This window comes from Micromonospora sp. NPDC050397, from assembly GCF_044901685.1.
Taxonomy (GTDB): Bacteria; Actinomycetota; Actinomycetes; order Mycobacteriales; family Micromonosporaceae; genus Micromonospora_G.
In genome coordinates, this window is record NZ_JBJDPS010000016.1 from 6,432 (window position 1) to 25,661 (window position 19,230).

Genomic DNA, 19,230 nt, shown 5'->3' on the forward strand with positions numbered 1-19,230 from the left:
GGTGGTTCCGGCGTGCTGAGGGCTGTCCCGCGATCCCTGGTGGATCGGCGCGCGGCGGACGCGGTGCGTGGCGAGGCGGAGGGACGTCCGCGTACGGGATGAGTTCGGGCGCTCCGACACCCGCGGCCAGGTGGCCGTAGCTGTCGTCGTGCGCCCGCCAGGGACTACGGGGCAGACCTTAAGCGGGCGAAAACCGGGCGGCAACGACGATGCCCGCCGTTACGGCCGCACGGCCCTACGCGACCCGGCGGTGCCCGCGCACCGGCACCGCACGTAACTGTGGCTCCCACCGATGCTGTTGCCTCCCCCTCCTCAGCACCATCTCTACTGCCCGCACCGGGCCGTGACCCGCTCGCGCGGACGGCCTGTCCGGAGGCAACGGACGACCCAGCCCGCATTGAGGAGTGCACGTGATTCCTGCGTCGTATGCGCAACGCCGGCTGTGGCTCGTGGACCGGCTGGAGGGTCCGAGCGCGCTCTACACCGTCCCGCTCGTCCTGAGGCTCTCCGGCCGACCGGACGTGAGCGCACTGCGGGCGGCGCTGCGCGACGTGGTGACCCGACACGAGGCGCTGCGAACGCGGTTCCCCCAGTTCGACGGCGAACCCGTCCAGGAGATCGTGCCCGCCGCCGCGCTCGACGGCCTGCTGACCGTCGACGAGGTCCGGGCCGACGACCTGGAGGCCGAGATCGGCCGCACCGCCCGGCACGTCTTCGACCTGACAGCCGCCATCCCCTTCCACGCCCGGCTGCTCACCGTCGACGAGCGGACGTCGGCGCTCGTGGTCGCCCTGCACCACATCGCCGCCGACGGCTGGTCCGCCGCCCCGCTCTGGCGGGACCTCTCCGCCGCCTACGCCGCCCGCCTGACCGGGACCGAGCCAGCCCTCGTGCCGCTGCCCGTGCAGTACGCCGACTACACCGTGTGGCAGCGCGAACTGCTCGGCGACTCCGACGACCCCGGCAGCCTGCTCTCCGAACAACTCGCCTACTGGCGGAAGGCGCTGGCCGGGGCTCCCCAGGAGCTCGCGCTGCCCGTCGACCGACCGCGGCCCGCCGTCTCCGCGCATGACGGGGGCACCGTACGCCTCGCCGTCCCGGCGGACCTGCACGCCCGGCTCGCCGAGTTCGCGCAGGCCCAGAACGCCACCATGTTCATGGTCTGGCACGCCGTGGTCGCCGTCCTGCTGTCCAAGCTCGGAGCCGGTCACGACATCCCAGTCGGCAGCCCGTTCGCCGGACGCGACGAGGCGGACCTCGAAGACCTCGTCGGCTTCTTCGTAAACACCCTCGTCCTGCGCACCGACCTGACCGGTGATCCCGCCTTCACCGAGGTCGTCCGGCGGGTGCGCGGCGCCGCCGTCGACGCCATGAACCACCAGGACGTGCCCTTCGAGCGGCTCGTGGAGGAGCTCGCCCCGTCCCGTTCCCTGACCCGGCACCCCCTCTTCCAGGTCAACCTCACCCTGCACAACACCCCACGCGTCCCCGTCGACCTGCCCGGTCTCGCGGCCGTCGCAGGGTTCGCGGAACTGCCGCTGGTCAAGTACGACCTCGACCTCCAGGTGCTGGAGCACTTCGACGAGCGAGGCCGTCCCACCGGTCAGCACGTCGAACTGCACTACTCCGCCGACCTGTTCGACCGCGCCACCGCCCAAGCCCTCGCGGATCGCCTCCTGCGTGTCATGCGCCAGGCCGTCCGCACCCCGCACCTCCAGCTCCACGCCTTCGACGTGCTCTCGCCCGCCGAGCACGAAGCACTGCTCGCCGCGGCGGGCGACACGGCGCCCCCGCCGCCCGCCGCGACCCTGCCCGACCTCTTCGCCGCCCGGGCCGCCGCCCACCCCGGCGCGCCGGCCGTCACCCACGACGCGGACGGCCTGACCTACGCCCGACTGGACGCCGAGTCCAACCGTCTCGCCCGACACCTGGTCGCCTGCGGCGCCGGCCCCGAAACCCTGGTCGCCGTGTCGCTGGACCGCAGCCCCGGCCTGGTCGTCGCTCTCCTCGCGGTGTTGAAGGCGGGCGCCGCGTACCTCCCGGCCGACCCCGCCTACCCGGCCGCCCGGATCGACGCCCTGCTCACGGACGCCGCCCCCGCCCTCCTGCTGACCACCGCCGTCACCGCCGCACACGCCGTCGGCGCACCCGGTCTGCGCCGTGTCCTCCTCGACGACGGGGACGTCCGCACCACCGTCGCCGCCCTCGACCCCGGTCCGCTCGTCCAGGACGAACGCCGGGCCCCGCTCCACCCCGACCACCCGGCCTACGTCATCCACACATCGGGCTCCACCGGGACACCCAAGGGGGTCGTGGTCGCCCACGCCCAGGCGACCGCGCTGTTGCGGGCGGCCGCCGACCGGTACGGCTTCGGCACCGACGACGTCTGGACCTGGTTCCACTCCTACGCCTTCGACTTCTCCGTGTGGGAACTGTGGGGTGCCCTCCTCACGGGCGGCCGGCTCGTCGTCGTCGGCCACGACACCTCCCGTTCCCCGGCCGACTTCCACGGCCTCCTGGTCCGCGAGGGCGTCACCGTCCTCAGCCAGACCCCCTCCGCCTTCCACCAGCTCGCCCGCGCCGACGCCCGCCAGGACGCCGCCGCGCTCGACGCCCGGCTCCGGCTCGTCGTGTTCGGCGGCGAGACCCTGGACCCCGCACGCCTCAGGGACTGGCACGCCCGCCACGGCGCCGACGGCCCAAGCCTGGTGAACATGTACGGCATCACCGAGACCACCGTCCACGTCACCCACCTCGACCTGGCCCCCGGCACCGGCGACGCACCCGGACCGCACGGCGGCAGCCCCGTGGGACGTCCCCTCGACCACACCCGTGTGCACGTCCTCGACGACGCGCTGCGGCCCGTGCCGCCCGGCGTACCCGGCGAGATGTACGTCACCGGCACCGGATTGGCCCGCGGCTACCTCGACCGGCCCGCGACGACCGCCGCCCGGTTCGTGGCCTGCCCCTTCGAACCGGGCACCCGCATGTACCGCACCGGCGACCGGGCTTGCCGCGCCGCCGACGGCACGCTCACCCACCTCGGCCGCACCGACGACCAGGTGAAGCTGCGCGGCTTCCGCATCGAGCCCGGCGAGGTCGAGGCCGCGCTTCTGGGACACCCCCCGGTCGCCGAGGCTGTCGTCGTGATCCGTACCGGCACGCCGGGCGACCGGCACCTCGTGGGCTATGTCGTCCCGAGCGACCCGGACGGCGCCACCGGCGACAAGGGCGCCGAGCTGGCACGCCGAGCACGTGAACACGCCGCCGCGGTGCTGCCCGCCCACATGGTGCCCTCCGCCTGCGTGGCGGTCGACCGGCTGCCGCTCACCGACAACGGGAAACTCGACCGCGCCGCGCTCCCCGCCCCGGACCGGGAGGACACCGTGGACGGACGGCCCCCCGCGACGGCGCGCGAGGAGATCCTCTGCGCGGCGTTCGCGAACGTCCTGGGTCTGCCCGAGGTCGGAGCCGACGACGACTTCTTCGCGCTCGGCGGCCACTCCATGCTCGCGGTTCGGCTCCTCGACGACCTCCGCGGCCAGGGTGTCAGCGTCGACATGCGGACCCTGTTCACCGCCCCGACACCGGCTCGGCTCGCCGCCGCCGCGGGCCCCGAGCCCGTCCTGGTCCCCGGGGGAGGCGTCCCGCCCGGCGCCACCCGGCTCACGCCCGGGATGGTCCCCCTCGCCGGCCTATCCGAGGACGAGCTGCGCACCCTCACAGACGCCCTGCCCGACGGCGCGGCCGGCGTCGCCGACATCTACCCCCTGGGCCCACTCCAGGAGGGACTCTTCTTCCACCACCGGCTCCACGCCGAGGCGGCCCCCGGGAACGGCGCCCTGAGCACGGCCGCGACCGGTACCGGCACCCGCTCCGGCGACGGGGACCCCTACGTCGTCCGCTACGTCCTGCGCTTCGGGACCGCGCAGCTCCTCGACTCCTTCCTCGCGGCCCTGTCCCAGGTGATCGACCGACACGACGTCCTGCGTACCTCCCTCGCATGGACTGACCTGCCGCACCCCGTGCAGGTCGTGCACCGGCACGCCGAACTCCCCGTCACAGAGACCGACCTGGGAGACGCACCCGACCCGGTGGAACACCTGCTGGCCCACGACGACGAACCGCTGGACCTGCGTCGCGCCCCGCTGATGGACGCCCGGACCGCCACCGAACCCGGCACCGGCCGCCGGCTCCTCGCCGTCCGCATGCACCACATCACCCAGGACCACACCACGCTGGACCTGGTCCTGCGCGAGGCCACCGCCCTGCTGGCCGGCCGCGGCGACGACCTGCCCGCCCCGCACCCCTACCGGGCCTTCGTCGGCCAGGCGCTGCTGAGCACCCCTGCCGAGGAGCACGAGGCCTACTTCGGCCGGCTCCTCGGCGACGTCACCGAACCCACCGCCCCCTTCGGTGTTTGGGAGGTGCGGGGCGACGGCGCCGACGTCACCGAACGCCGCACCGTTCTCGGCGAACCGGTGGCGGCCCGGCTGCGCGAACAGGCCCGGCGCGCCGGAGTGAGTGCCGCGACCGTCCTGCACGTCGTGTGGTCCCGGGTCCTGGCTGCCGTCTCCGGACGGGACGACGTCGTCTTCGGCACCCTGCTGCTCGGCCGCATGCAGGCCGGTTACGGCGCGGGGGACGTGCCCGGCCTGTTCATCAACACCCTCCCGGTCCGGGTCCGGACCGCCTGTACAGACGTGGCCGGCGCCCTCGACGACATGCACCACCAGCTCGCCGAACTCATGGTGCACGAGCACGCCTCGCTGGCCGCCGCCCAGCGCGCAGGCGGAGTGCGGGCCTCCGCGCCACTGTTCACCGCCGTGCTCAACTACCGGCACAACGCCACCGCGGGCCCCGGCACGGTCCTGCCGCCCGGCACGGAGATCCTCGCCTTCCGGGAGCGCACCAACTACCCGCTGCTGGTCTCCGTCGACGACGACGGCAGGACGCTCGCGTTCGACGTCCAGGCCGCCGCCCCGGTCGATCCCGACCTCGTCACCCGGCTGCTGCACGCCACCACCGAGCGCGTCGTCGACGCCCTCGAACAGGCCCGGGACACACCGCTGTCCGACCTCGACGTCCTGCCCGCCGCCGAGCGGCACCGCATCCTCACGGAGTGGAACGACACCGGCCGGCCCGGCGCGGCCGGTGTCCTCACCGACGTCCTCGACGACCGCGCGGCAGCCACCCCGCACGCCCCGGCCCTCATCCACGACCGGGGCGGCCCGTCCCGCGACGCGGTCAGCCCTCCGGACGCCGACCACGGTGTACCCCGACACCTCGACTACGCCGAGCTCGACGCCCGCGCCAACCGCCTCGCCCGTCACCTGATCGGACATGGCGTCGGGCCCGAGGACCGGGTCCTGATCCTCATGGACCGCTCGCCCGACCTCGTCGTCGCGCTCCTCGCGGTCCTCAAGGCCGGCGCGGCCTACGTTCCCGTCGACCCCGACCAGCCCGCCGGACGCATAGCCCACCTGTGCGCCGACGCCGCACCCGCGGCCGTCCTCACCGGCACCGCCCACGCCGAGGACGTGCCCGCCTCCGCCCCGGCGGCGATCGTCGTGGACGACCCCGCCGTGCGCTCCGCCGTCGCTGCCCACGCCCCGGGCCCGGTCACCCAGGAAGAGCGCACCAGTCCGCTCCGCCCCGCCCACCCGGCGTACGTCATCTACACCTCAGGTTCCACCGGCGCGCCCAAGGGCGTCGTCGTCCCCCACTCCGGAGCGGTCAACCTCCTCGCGTTCCGCTGGCCCGGCCTTACCGCCGAAAGCCGCCTGCTGCAGTTCGCGTCGATCGGCTTCGACGTGGCGACCTGGGAGATCCTGACCGCACTCGCCGCCGGCGCCTGCCTCGTCACGGCCCCCGCTGTCCGACTGCTGCCCGGCGCCGGCCTCGAGGACCTCGTGGAGCGGCAGGCCGTCACCCACCTTCAACTTCCGCCCACCGTCCTCGGCATGGTGGAGCGCGACCACCGGCTGAGCTCCGTTCAGACCCTGCTGGTCGCGGGCGAGGCACTCGGCCGGACGCTGGTTGACCGGTGGGGCGCCGACCGCTGGTTCGGCAACGCCTACGGCCCGACGGAGATCACCGTCATCGCCGCCGCCGACGGCCCCCTGTGCCCCGGCGACGCCCCCACCATCGGCCGTCCCCTGCCCGGCGTCCGCCTCTACGTCCTGGACGCCCGCCTCCGCCCCGTCCCCGACGGCGTCGACGGCGACCTGTACGTCGCCGGCGCAGGCGTGGCCCGCGGCTACCTCGGCCGGCCCGGCCTCAGCGCCGAACGCTTCGTCGCCGATCCCCACGGGGCCGCAGGCACCCGCATGTACCGCACCGGCGACACCGTGCGCCGCACCGCCGGAGGACGCCTGCTGTACGTCGGACGAACCGACGACCAGGTGAAGATCCGCGGCTTCCGCATCGAACCGGGCGAGATCGAGACCCGCCTAGCCGCGCACGAGGCCGTCGACCACGCCGTCGTCGTCGCCCGGGACGACATCCCCGGCGCCCACGGCGAAAAGCGCCTCGTCGCCTACGTCGTGCCGGCCCGACCCGCCGCCGCCCAGCCCGACATGCTGCGCGCCTACCTCGCGGCCGGGCTCCCGGGCCATCTGGTCCCGGCCGCGTTCGTCACCCTGGACCGGCTGCCGCTGTCGGTCAACGGCAAGCTCGACCGGTCCGCCCTGCCCACCCCGGACCCCACCACCGGCACGGGTGTCGCACGCCCTACGGGTACGTACGACGAACTGCTCTGCACCGCCTTCGCGCACGTCCTCGGGGTGCCGCGCATCGGCGTCGACGACGACTTCTTCGCGCTCGGCGGTCACTCGCTGCTCGCGGTCCGCCTGATCGCCCGCGTTCGCGCCGTACTGGGCGTCGAAATTCCCGTGCACGCCGTCTTCGAGGCTCCCACGCCCGCGCGACTGGCCGCCCGGTTGGCGGGGGCGGCGGGGGTCGGTGTGCGTCCGGGGGTGTGGGTGGGGGTGCGGCCGGAGCGGTTGCCGTTGTCGTACGCGCAGCGTCGGTTGTGGTTCGTGGACCGGTTGGAGGGTGCGAGCGCTCTGTACAACATTCCGTTGGTCGTGCGGTTGTCCGGGCTGGTGGATGTTCCGGCGCTGCGTGCCGCTCTGGGGGATGTGGTGGTGCGGCACGAGGCGTTGCGGACCCGGTTCCCGCAGGTGGAGGGGGAGCCGTACCAGGAGGTGGTGCCGGCCGGTGAGGCCCGGGTCGAACTGCCGGTGGTGCCCGTCGTGCCCGGTGAGCTGGAGTCGAGTGTCGACGCGGCCTGTGCGTACGTCTTCGATCTGGCCGGTGAACTCCCGGTGCGGGCAACGCTCCTGAGTATTGATGAGGAGAGTTCGGTCCTCGTGCTGGTCGTGCACCACATCGCCGGTGACGGATGGTCCCTGGCACCCCTGTGGCGGGACCTGACCACCGCCTACACCGCACACCGCTGCGGAACCGCCCCGCGCCTCGCGCCGCTCTCCGCCCAGTACGCCGACTACACCCTGTGGCAGCGCGACCTCCTCGGCGACGCGGACGACCCCGGCAGCGTGCTGGCGGAGCAGGTCGCTTACTGGCGCGGGGCGTTGGACGGCATCCCCGAGGAACTCTGCCTTCCCACCGACCGGCCGCGCCCGTCCGTCGAGAGCCACCGGGGGGCGGCCGTACCGGTCCTGGTGTCCGCCGAACTGCACGCGCGGATGGCGGAGCTGGCACGTGCCGAGGGTGTGACGATGTTCATGGTGTGGCAGGCGGCGGTGGCCGTGCTGCTGTCGCGTCTCGGCGCCGGGGAGGACATCCCGCTGGGCAGCCCCGTCGCGGGCCGTACCGACGAGTCCCTGGAGGGCCTGGTCGGTTTCTTCGTCAACACCCTGGTCCTGCGCACCGACCTGTCCGGCGACCCCACCTTCACCGACGTGCTCGCCCGGGTCCGCCGGGGCGCGCTGGGAGCCCTGCACCATCAGGACGTCCCGTTCGAGCGGCTGGTGGAGGAGCTGGCACCGCCACGGTCGATCGGCCGCCACCCCCTCTTCCAGACCGTTCTGGAAGTGCAGTCCACGCCCCTCCTCGTCCCGGAGCTGGACAGGGCGGAAGCGGAGGTGCTGCCGTACACGGCCCGCGACGCCAAGTTCGACCTCGACCTGCAGGTCGCGGAGCGCTTCGACGCCGAGGGGCGCCCCACCGGCATGGAGGGCGAACTCGTCTACGCGGCCGACCTCTTCGACCACTCCACGGCCGAGACGCTGACCACCCGGCTGCTGCGCGTCCTCGACGCCGTGGCCGCCGATCCGGGACGGCCCGTGCACACCGTCGACGTGCTCGACGGGGCCGAGCGGGAGCGGCTGGTGGGGGAGTGGTCCCGGAGGCAGCCGGAGATCACCGGCCCGGACGCCCGTGTGTTCGTACTCGACGACCGCCTCATGCCGGTTCCTCCCGGCGTCGTGGGACTGCTCCACACCACCTGCGACCAGGCCGCGGACGACGCGGTCGCCTGTCCGTTCACCGAGGAGGAGTCCGTCATGCGACCCACCGGCGCACACGCCCGCTGGGACGACGAGGGCTGCGTACACATCGTCACCCCCGGCGCCGGAACGGCGCCGGAGACCGACGCCGAACCGCCCGCCGCCCCCGCCCGGCGGGGGACCGGACTGCGCGAGGAACTGCTCTGCTCCGTCTTCGCCCAGGTGCTCGGTGTGCCGGAGGTCGGCACGGACGACGACTTCTTCGCCCTCGGCGGCCACTCCCTCCAGGCCGTGCGACTGGTCAGCCGCATCCGCGCCGTCCTCGGCGTCGAATTGCGCGTGCGGGACCTCTTCGAGACACCGAGCGCGGCCGGACTGGCCGCCCGGTTGGCGGGGGCGGCGGGGGTCGGTGTGCGTCCGGGGGTGTGGGTGGGGGTGCGGCCGGAGCGGTTGCCGTTGTCGTACGCGCAGCGTCGGTTGTGGTTCGTGGACCGGTTGGAGGGTGCGAGCGCTCTGTACAACATTCCGTTGGTCGTGCGGTTGTCCGGGCTGGTGGATGTTCCGGCGCTGCGTGCCGCTCTGGGGGATGTGGTGGTGCGGCACGAGGCGTTGCGGACCCGGTTCCCGCAGGTGGAGGGGGAGCCGTACCAGGAGGTGGTGCCGGCCGGTGAGGCCCGGGTCGAACTGCCGGTGGTGCCCGTCGTGCCCGGTGAACTGGAGTCGAGTGTCGACGCGGCCTGTGCGTACGTCTTCGATCTGGCCGGTGAACTCCCGGTGCGGGCAACGCTCCTGAGTATTGATGAGGAGAGTTCGGTCCTCGTGCTGGTCGTGCACCACATCGCCGGTGACGGATGGTCCCTGGCACCCCTGTGGCGGGACCTGACCACCGCCTACACCGCACACCGCTCGGGGAGGACCCCCGAGTTCCCGCCACTGCCGGTGCAGTACGCCGACTACGCGCTCTGGCAGCAGCGGCTGTTCGGCGACGAGAACGACTCCGACAGCCGGCTCACCGCACAGGTCGAGCACTGGCGGACCGCCCTCGACGGAGTCCCCCACGAGATCGCCCTGCCCTTCGACCGGCCCCGCCCGGGGAAACCCGGACGCGGCGGCGGCTGGGCCGACATCCACGTGCCCGCCGAACTGCACGCGCGGATGGCGGAGCTGGCACGTGCCGAGGGCGTGACGATGTTCATGGTGTGGCAGGCGGCGGTGGCCGTGCTGCTGTCACGTCTCGGCGCCGGGGAGGACATCCCGCTGGGCAGCCCCGTCGCGGGCCGTACCGACGAGTCCCTGGAGGACCTGGTCGGGTTCTTCCTCAACACCCTGGTGCTGCGCACCGACCTGTCCGGCGACCCCAGTTTCACCGAGGTGCTCGCCCGCGTCCGGGCCACGGCGCTGGACGCCCTCGACCACCAGGACATCCCCTTCGACCGGCTCGTCGAGAAGCTGGCCCCCGCCCGCTACACCGACCGCGTGCCCTTCTTCCAGGTGCTGGTCGCCGTGCAGAACATGCCGCAGGCCCACGTCGCGCTGCCCGGCCTCGAGGTGGCGGCCGGACCCGGCAAACCCACCACGGCCAAGGTCGACCTCGACGTCCAGGTCGTCGAACTCCATGACGAGGAGGGCGCGCCGAGCGGCATGACCGGCGGCCTCACCTACGCCACCGACCTCTTCGACCACTCCACCGCCGAGACCCTCGTCGCCCGGCTGCTGCGCGTCCTGGAAGCCGCCACCGCCGACCCCGCCCGGCACGTCTCCCGCATCGACGTCTTCGACTCCGCCGAACGGCGCCGCCTGCTCACCGAGTCCAGCGGCGCCCGCAGCGACACCCTGGCGCTCACCGTCCCCGAACTGTTCACCGTCCGCGCCTCCCGCGCACCGAAGGCCGTAGCCCTCGACACCGGCGCAGGCCCCGTCACCTACGGAGACCTGGAGGCCCGCTCCAACCGCCTCGCCCACCACCTCATGGACCTCGGCGTCGGCCCGGAGACCGTGGTAGCCGTCGTCATGGACCGCTCCCCGGACGTGGTCACCACCCTGCTGGCGATCCTCAAGGCCGGCGGCGCCTACCTCACCCTCGATCCCGCCCAGCCGGGCACCCGCACCGCCGAGATGGCCGCCCGTGCCGGAGCCGAGCTGTGCCTGGCCGACGGCCGATACGCCGAGGCGGCCCGCGGCCTGTTCGCCACCGTCGTCGTCGCCGACGGGTCGGACGACGCGTGGGCCGACCGTCCCGCCGTCGCAGTCGGCGGACGGAGCCTGCCCGACCAGCTCGCCTACGTCATGTTCACCTCAGGCTCCACCGGCGAACCCAAGGGCATCGGCACCACCCACCGCGACATCGTGGACCTGGCCGGCGACCGCTGCTGGCAGTTCTCCGGCGCCGCCCGCGGCATGTTCGCCGCCCCGCACACCTTCGACGGCTCCACCGTCGAGGTCTGGGTGCGGTTGCTCACCGGCGGCAGCCTGATCGTCACCCCGCCCGGCAGGACCGACGCCGCCCGCCTCCGAAGCCTCGTGGCCGACCACGGACTCACCCACGCCCATCTGACCGCCGGCCTCTTCCGGGTCATCGCCGAGGAGGACCCCGCCGCCTTCACCGGCGTCCACGACGTCCTCACCGGCGCCGACATCGTCCCCAGGGAGGCCGTCCGCCGGGTCCTCGAAGCCGCCCCCGGCATCGTCGTCCGCAGCAGCTACGGGCCGACCGAGTCGACGGTCATCGCCACCCAGATCCCGCTCACCGACCCCGAGGCACTGGGCGACGTAGTGTCCATCGGCCGACCCATGGACAACACCGGCGTGTACGTCCTCGACGACAGCCTCGCCCCGGTCCCGGCCGGCGTCGCCGGCGAGGCGTACATCGCCGGCGCCGGACTCGCCCGCGGCTACGTCGGCCGCGCCGCACTCACCGCCGAGCGCTTCGTGGCCTGTCCCTTCGACGCGCCCGGCGCCCGCATGTACCGCACCGGCGACATCGTGCGCCGACGGGCCGACGGCGCACTGGAGTTCGTCTCCCGGGCCGACGACCAGGTGAAGATCCGCGGTTTCCGGGTCGAGCCCGGCGAGGTGGAGAAGCTCCTGGCCGGCCATCCGGCCGTCGCCCAGGCCGTCGTCACCGTCCGCGAGGACACTCCGGGGGACAAGCGCCTGGTGGCCCACGTGACCCCGGCGCCCGGCCATACGCTCCCCGACGTGCGCGAGTTCGTCGCCGGACGCCTGCCCGAGTACCTGGTGCCGGACGCCGTCGTCGTACTGGAACGGCTGCCGCTGACCGCCAACGGCAAGGTGGACCGCGCGGCCCTGCCCGCCCCCGAGTCGGTGAGCGCCGGCGTGGTGCGCCGGCCGCCGTCCCTGCGCGAGGAACTTCTCTGCTCCGTGTTCGCACAGGTCCTGGGCGTGCCCCGGGTCGGCGTGGACGACGACTTCTTCGCGCTCGGCGGCCACTCCCTGCTGGCCGTGCGCCTGATCAGCAGGATCCGCTCCGTCCTCGGCGCCGAGATTCCCGTGCAGGCGGTCTTCGAGACCTCCACCGTCGCCGGTCTCGCCGCCGCAGTCGGGGACGTCGGCGCCACCGGCACCCTGCGGCCCGTCCTCGCCTCCGGTCCCCGGCCCCGGCGGGTGCCCCTCTCGTACGCCCAGCGCCGCCTGTGGTTCGTGGACCGGCTCGAGGCCGCCGGGCCCCTCTACAACATCCCGCTCGCGCTGCGGCTGACCGGCACACTGGACACCGGCGCGCTCCGCGCGGCCTGGACCGACCTGCTCACCCGCCACGAGAGCCTGCGCACCCGGTTCCTGCACGCGGACGGCGACCCCTACCAGGACATCGTGCCCCTCGACGACTTCCCCGCGTACTTCGCCGTCGAGGCCGTCGGCCGCGAGGACCTGGACGCACGGATCACCGAGGCCGCAGTACACGTCTTCGACCTCACCGCCGGACCGCCCGTGCGGGCCACGCTCCTCCACGTGGACGGACCGGACACCGGTGAGGCGGTCCTGGTCGTGGTCACCCACCACATCGTCGCCGACGGCTGGTCGATGGTCCCCATGCTGCGCGACCTGTCCACCGCCTACACCGCCCGCCGGACCGGCCACGCACCCGGCTGGGAACCGCTGCCCGTACAGTACGCCGACCACAGCCTGTGGCAGCGCGAGCTGCTCGGCGACGGCGACGACCCCGACAGCGTCCTCGGCCGGCAGGCCGCCTTCTGGCGCGACGCGCTGAGCGGCAGCCCCGAGGAACTGACCCTGCCCACCGACCGGCCGCGGCCCGCCGTCGCCAGCCGCGAGGGCGGCTGGGTCCCGATGGCCGCACCGGCCGGCCTGCACGCACGCTTGACGGAACTGGCCGTCGCCAAGGGAGCCACCACCTTCATGGTGTGGCAGGCGGCGCTCGCCGTCCTGCTCTCCCGGCTCGGCGCAGGCCGGGACATCCCCATCGGCAGCCCCGTCGCGGGCCGCACCGACGAGGCCGCCGACGACCTCGTCGGCTTCTTCGTCAACACCCTGGTCCTGCGCACCGACCTCTCCGGCGACCCCACCTTCACCGAGGTCCTCGCCAGGGTCCGCAGGTTCGCGCTCGGCGCCCTGGGGCACCAGGACGTCCCCTTCGAACGGCTGGTGGAGGAACTGGCTCCGACCCGGTCCCGCTCCCGCCACCCCCTCTTCCAGGTCCTGCTCGCCGTACAGAACGTGCCCAGCGCCTCCGTGGACCTGCCGGGCCTGGAAGTCGAGGCCCTCCCGACCGAACTGGGCCGCGCGAAGTTCGACCTCGACCTGCATGTCGCCGAGCGGTTCGACGACGAGGGCCGCCCCGCCGGCATCGACGGCGGGATCACCTACGCCTCCGACCTCTTCGACCGCACGACCGTCGAGTCCCTGGTCGAACGCCTCCTGCTCGTCCTGCACGCAGTCGTCGCCGACCCCGCCGCCCGCGTCCGCGACATCGCCCTGCTCGACCCCGCCGAGAACCACCGCGTCCTCACCGAGTGGAACAGCACCGAACGGGCCGCACCGGCCGACACCGTGCCCGGCCACTTCCGTTCCCAGGCCGCGCGTACCCCCCACACAGCCGCCATCGTCGCCGACGGCACGCGGATGACCTATGCCGAACTCGACGCCGCCTCCGACCGGCTGGCCCAGTACCTCACCCGGCACGACGCCGGCCCCGGACGACTCGTCGCCGTCGCCATGGAACGCTCGCCGGAGACGATCGTCGCCCTCCTCGCAGTCCTGAAGACCGGCGGCGCATACCTCCCCGTCGACGTCGGCTACCCCGCCGCACGCATCCGGCTGATGCTGCGCGACGCCGCCCCCGTCGCCGTCCTCACCACCACCGGCATCGAGGAGCGGCTGCCCGGGACGGGCGAGGACCCGCCCCGCATCGTCCTCGACGATCCGCGGACCCGGGAGGCGGTGGCCGCCGAGGACGCCGTACCCCCCGCAACACCGCCGCACCTGGACTCCGCCGCCTACACCATCTACACCTCCGGCTCCACCGGCACCCCCAAGGGCGTCGTCGCCACCCACCGCGCCGTCGACCGCCTCGTCCGCCCCGCCGACTACGCCGATGTCCGGGCCGGGGACGTCGTCTCCCACCTCGGGTCCGTCTCCTTCGACTCCACCACGTTCGACGTCTGGGCCACCCTGCTCAACGGCGCCACCCTCGCGGTGGGACCCGCGGGCTCCCCGTCCGTAGCTGGAATCCGCGACTTCCTCGACCGGCACGGGGTCAGCGTCGCCCTGCTGCCCACCGGACTGCTCCACCAGGTGATCGACCTCGACGTCGAGGCACTGCGCGGCGTCCGCTCCGTACTGACCGGAGGCGAGGCACTCTCCGTCGAGCACTGCCGCACGCTGCTCGACACGCTGCCCGGCACACGGCTGATGAACGGCTACGGACCCACCGAGAGCGTCACCTACACCCACACCCACCCCGTCACCCGTGAGGACGTCGACAGCGGCCGGGCGATCCCGCTCGGCCGCCCCCTGGCCCGCACCCGCGCCTACGTCCTCGACCCCGCCCTGCGACCCGTCCCCGTGGGCGTGCCCGGCGAGCTGTACATCTCCGGCGACGGGCTCGCCCGCGGTTACACGAACCGCCCGGGCCCGACCGCCGAACGGTTCACGGCCTGTCCGTTCGAGGACGGCGGCGCCCGGATGTACCGCACCGGCGACCTGGTGCGGTGGCGGGCCGACGGCGTGCTGGAGTTCGTCGGTCGCGCCGACGACCAGGCCAAGATCGGCGGCTTCCGCGTCGAGCCCGGAGAGGTCGAGGCCGCCGTCTCCGCCCACCCCGACGTGGCCCAGGCCGTCGTCGTGGTCCGTGAGGACACCTCTGGTGACAAGCGCCTCGCCGCCTACGCCGCACCGGCTGACCCGACCGTCAACGGCCAAGAACTGGCTCACCGAATAAGGGAGTTCGTCGCCGAACGGCTGCCGGACCACCTGGTGCCGCCCTACGTCACCGTCCTGGACCGGCTGCCGCTCACCCCGAACGGCAAGGTCGACCGGGCCGGCCTGCCCACCCCCGACCCCATGGCCGCCGTCAGCGTCGGACGCGGCCCGGCCTCGCCGTACGAGGAACTGCTCGGCGTCGTCTTCGCCGACGTGCTGCGCCTGCCCCGCGTCGGCGTGGACGACGACTTCTTCGCCCTGGGCGGGCACTCCCTGCTCGCCGTACGGCTGGTCAGCCGCATCCGTGCCGTACTGGGCGCCGAGACCTCCGTCGCCACCGTCTTCGAGCACCCGACCGTCTCCGGCCTCGCACGGCAGCTGACCCGGGACGGGGGCCGCGCCCGCCCGGTCGTCGTGCCGATGCCGCGCCCGCCCGTCCTGCCCGTGTCCTACGGGCAGAGCCGCCTCTGGTTCGTGGACCGCATCGAGGGACCCAACCACCTCTACAACATCTGCCTCGTCCTGCGCCTCACCGGCGACCTGGATCCGGAGCTCCTGCGCACCGCCCTGGCCGATGTCGTCGCCCGGCACGAGAGCCTGCGCACCACGTTCCCCCTGGTCGACGACGAACCGAGCCAGCACGTCCTGTCCACCGGCGAGGCGGCCGTGGACCTGCCCGTCACCGCGGTCACCCAGGAGGAACTGGCCGAACGGCTCGACGCGCTCGCCTCCCACTCCTTCGACCTGGCCGCGGAACCGCCCCTCAGGACCGCGCTGTTCTCGCTGCGCCCCGGCGCGTGGGTGTTCTCACTGACCGTCCACCACATCGCGGCCGACGGCTGGTCGATGGGCCCGCTCTGGCGGGACCTGTCGCACGCGTACCGGGCACGCGCCGCCGGGCGGGCCCCGGAGTGGGAGCCGCTGCCCGTGCAGTACGCCGACCACACCCTGTGGCAGCGGGACTTCCTCGGCGACGTGAACGACCCCGACAGCGTGCTCGCCACCCAGGTCGCCCACTGGAAGGACCGGCTCCGCGGCGCGCCCCAGGAACTCGCCCTCCCCGTCGACCGGCCCCGACCGGCGGTCTCCGACCATCGGGCCGGACTGGTTCCGCTGCACATCCCGGCGCCCCTGCACGCACGGCTGGCCGAACTGGCGCTCGGACAGGGCGTCACCATGTTCATGCTGCTGCACGCGGCGGTCGCGGTCCTGCTGTCCAAGAGCGGCGCCGGCCGGGACATCGTCATGGGCAGCCCCGTCGCCGGACGCACGGACCAGGCCCTGGACGACCTCGTCGGCTTCTTCGCGGGCACCCTCGTGCTGCGCACCGACCTGTCGGGCGACCCCGACTTCCTCGAACTGCTCGACCGGGTGCGCACGGCCTGTCTGGACGCCTTCGAGCACCAGGACGTGCCCTTCGAACGCTTGGTGGAGGACCTGGCCCCGGCCCGCTCCATGGCCCGCAACCCGCTGTTCCAGGTGATGCTCGCCGTACAGAACAACCACCGGGGCACACTCAGCCTGTCCGGCGTACAGGTGGACGAGGAAGCGGCCGGGAGCCTGACGGCCCGTTTCGACCTGGATTTCGAGATCCGGGAGAGCTTCGACGAGACCGGCGCGCCCGCGGGACTCGACGGAGAGGTCGTCTTCGCGGCCGAACTGTTCGACCGCTCCACCGTGGAGACGCTGGCGGCCCGGCTCGTGCGGGTCCTGGAAACGGTGGCCGCCGACCCCACCCTGCCGGTGGCCCGAGTCGACCTGCTCGACGACGCCGAACGGCTACGCGTCCTTCGGGAGTGGAACGACACCGCCGGCCCCCGCCCCGACGACACCCTCGCCGGGCTCTTCGGCCGGCAGGCCGCCCGCACCCCCGACTCCGTCGCCCTGGTCCACGACGGCGCCGAGGTGACCTACGCCGAACTCGACGAGCGCTCCGACCGCCTCGCCCGGCACCTGATCAGCCTCGGCGCCGAGCCGGAAGCCCTGGTCGGCGTGGCCCTCGACCGGTCGGTGGAACAGATCGTCGCGCTCCTGGCCGTCGTCAAGACCGGCGCCGCTTACCTCCCCGTCGACCCCGGCCAGCCGCGGCGGCGCACCGACCTCGTCCTCACCGACGCCTCCCCGGTCCTCGTCCTGAGCACCGCGCGGACCACCGCGCGGCTCGGCGGCGCGGACGCGGCGACGCGGGCCCGGTGGATCGACCTCGACGGACCCGCGACCGACGGCCTCCGCAGCGCGCAGGCACCCGGAGCGGTGACCGACGCCGAACGCGCGACGCCGCTGCGCCCGCACCACCCTGCGTACGTCATGTACACCTCCGGCTCCACCGGCACCCCGAAGGGCGTCTCCGTCCCGCACCACGGCGTGGTCAACCAACTGGCCTGGATGCAGCGGGAGTACCGCCTCGAACCCACCGACCGGATGCTCCAGCGGGCGTCGTTCGGATTCGACGCCTCCGTATGGGAGATCTTCTGGCCGCTGCTGAACGGCGCCGCGGTGGTCCTGAGCGGCCCCGGTGCGCACGCGGACCCCGTCCACCTCGCCGAACTCGTCGACCGGGAGCGGGTGACCGTCGCCCAGTTCGTCCCCTCCGTGCTGCGGGCGCTCCTCGACAGCGGCGCCGCTGAACGGTGCGCCGGCCTGCGGACCGTCCTCTGCCTCGGCGAAGTGCTCCCGGCCGCCGTGCGCGACCGCTTCCGCGAGACCCTCGGCGTACCGCTGCACAACCTCTACGGCCCCACCGAGGCGTCCGTCGCCGTCACCGCCTGGCCGTGCGACGAAAACCCGGACGGCGAGACCGTGCCGATCGGCCGCCCGCTGAGCAACACCAGGGCGTACGTCCTCGACGACGGCCTGCTGCCCGTTCCCCCGGGCACGCCCGGCGAGCTGTACGTCGCCGGCGACGGCCTCGCCCGCGGCTACCTCGGCCGGCCGGTGCTCACCTCCGAGCGCTTCGTGGCCTGCCCGTTCGGACCGGCGGGGACACGGATGTACCGCACCGGCGACATCGTGCGGTGGACGGTCGGCGGCCACCTGGAATTCCTCGGCCGCGCCGACGACCAGGTGAAGATACGCGGCTTCCGCATCGAACCGGGCGAGATCGAGGCAACCCTGGCCGGACACCCGAAGGTCGCGCAGGCGGCCGTCGTCACGCGCGACGGCCCCGGCGGCGAACCCGCCCTCGCCGGCTATCTCGTCGCCGTCCCCGGCGCCGCCGACGACGGGGCGGCGGCCCTGGTGGGGCAGGTCAGGGAGTACCTGGCCGACCGGCTCCCGGAACACCTCGTGCCGCCCGCGCTGGTACCACTGGACACCCTGCCGCTCACCCCCAACGGCAAGCTGGACCGCGCCGCCCTGCCCGCCCCCGACCACACCGCCCTCGGCGACGGCGGCCGGAGCCCCGCCACGCTCCGCGAACAACTGCTGTGCTCCGTCTTCGAGCAGGTCCTCGGCGTCGCGCCCGTCGGCGTCGACGCGAGCTTCTTCGAGCTCGGCGGCCACTCCCTGCTCGCCGTACGGCTCGTCAACCGCATCAGGGCCGTCATCGGCGCCGACGTCCCCGTCCGTTCCGTGTTCGAGGCCCCGACCGTCGCCGGCCTGCTCGCCTGGATCGCCCGCGAGGGACGGCAGGGCGCCACCGACGTCCTCGTGCCCATGCGGTCCTCCGGCGGGCGGCCCCCGCTCTTCTGCGCGCACACCGTCCTGGGCCTCGGTTGGGAGTACGGCTGGCTCGCCGACGCCGCACCCGGGGAACAGCCGCTCTACGCCCTGCGCCCCCGCGGCATGGACACCGGCGCGGACGAACTGCCCGAGTCGCTGTCCCGGATGGCGGCCGACTACGTCGCGCAGATCCGCGCCGTGCAGCCCACCGGCCCCTACCACCTGCTCGGCTGGTCCTTCGGCGGCAACGTCGTCCAGGAGATGGCGGCCCAGCTCCAGGACGCGGGGGAGGAGGTGGCCGCCCTGATCCTCCTGGACGCCAGCCCGGTGGACGGCCCCGCCACCGCCGAGCAGCGGGCGGGGTTCGCCGCACAGGAGGAGGCGGTGGCCGGCGCGCTCACCGGCGAGGAGCACGAGGCCTACCTGCGCATCGTCCGCAACAACACCCGCCTCCTCCTGGCCCACCGGACCCGCAGGACATCCGGAACCCTGCTGCTGATCTCCGCCGACTCCGAGGCGAAGGCCGCACTGTGGCGGCCGTTCGTCTCCGGCGGGGTACGGGAGCACACACTCGACTGCGCCCACCGCGAAATGCTCCTGAACCCGGACGTCGTCCGGCGGATCTGGGACATCGCCGCGGGCGAACTGCGACAGACCGACACCCGCCCGGAACCGGCGTGACCCCGGACCGGCCGACAGC

At 73.7% G+C, this 19,230-nt stretch carries 1 protein-coding gene; it reads left to right on the forward strand.

The window, feature by feature from the left end; all coding sequences use genetic code 11:
• Positions 1 to 410 precede the first annotated feature (410 nt).
• Complete coding sequence (locus ACI2K4_RS30930; protein ID WP_404516441.1) at positions 411 to 19,211, forward strand: non-ribosomal peptide synthase/polyketide synthase; 18,801 nt, start codon at positions 411 to 413, stop codon at positions 19,209 to 19,211.
• The last annotated feature ends 19 nt before the right edge of the window (positions 19,212 to 19,230 follow it).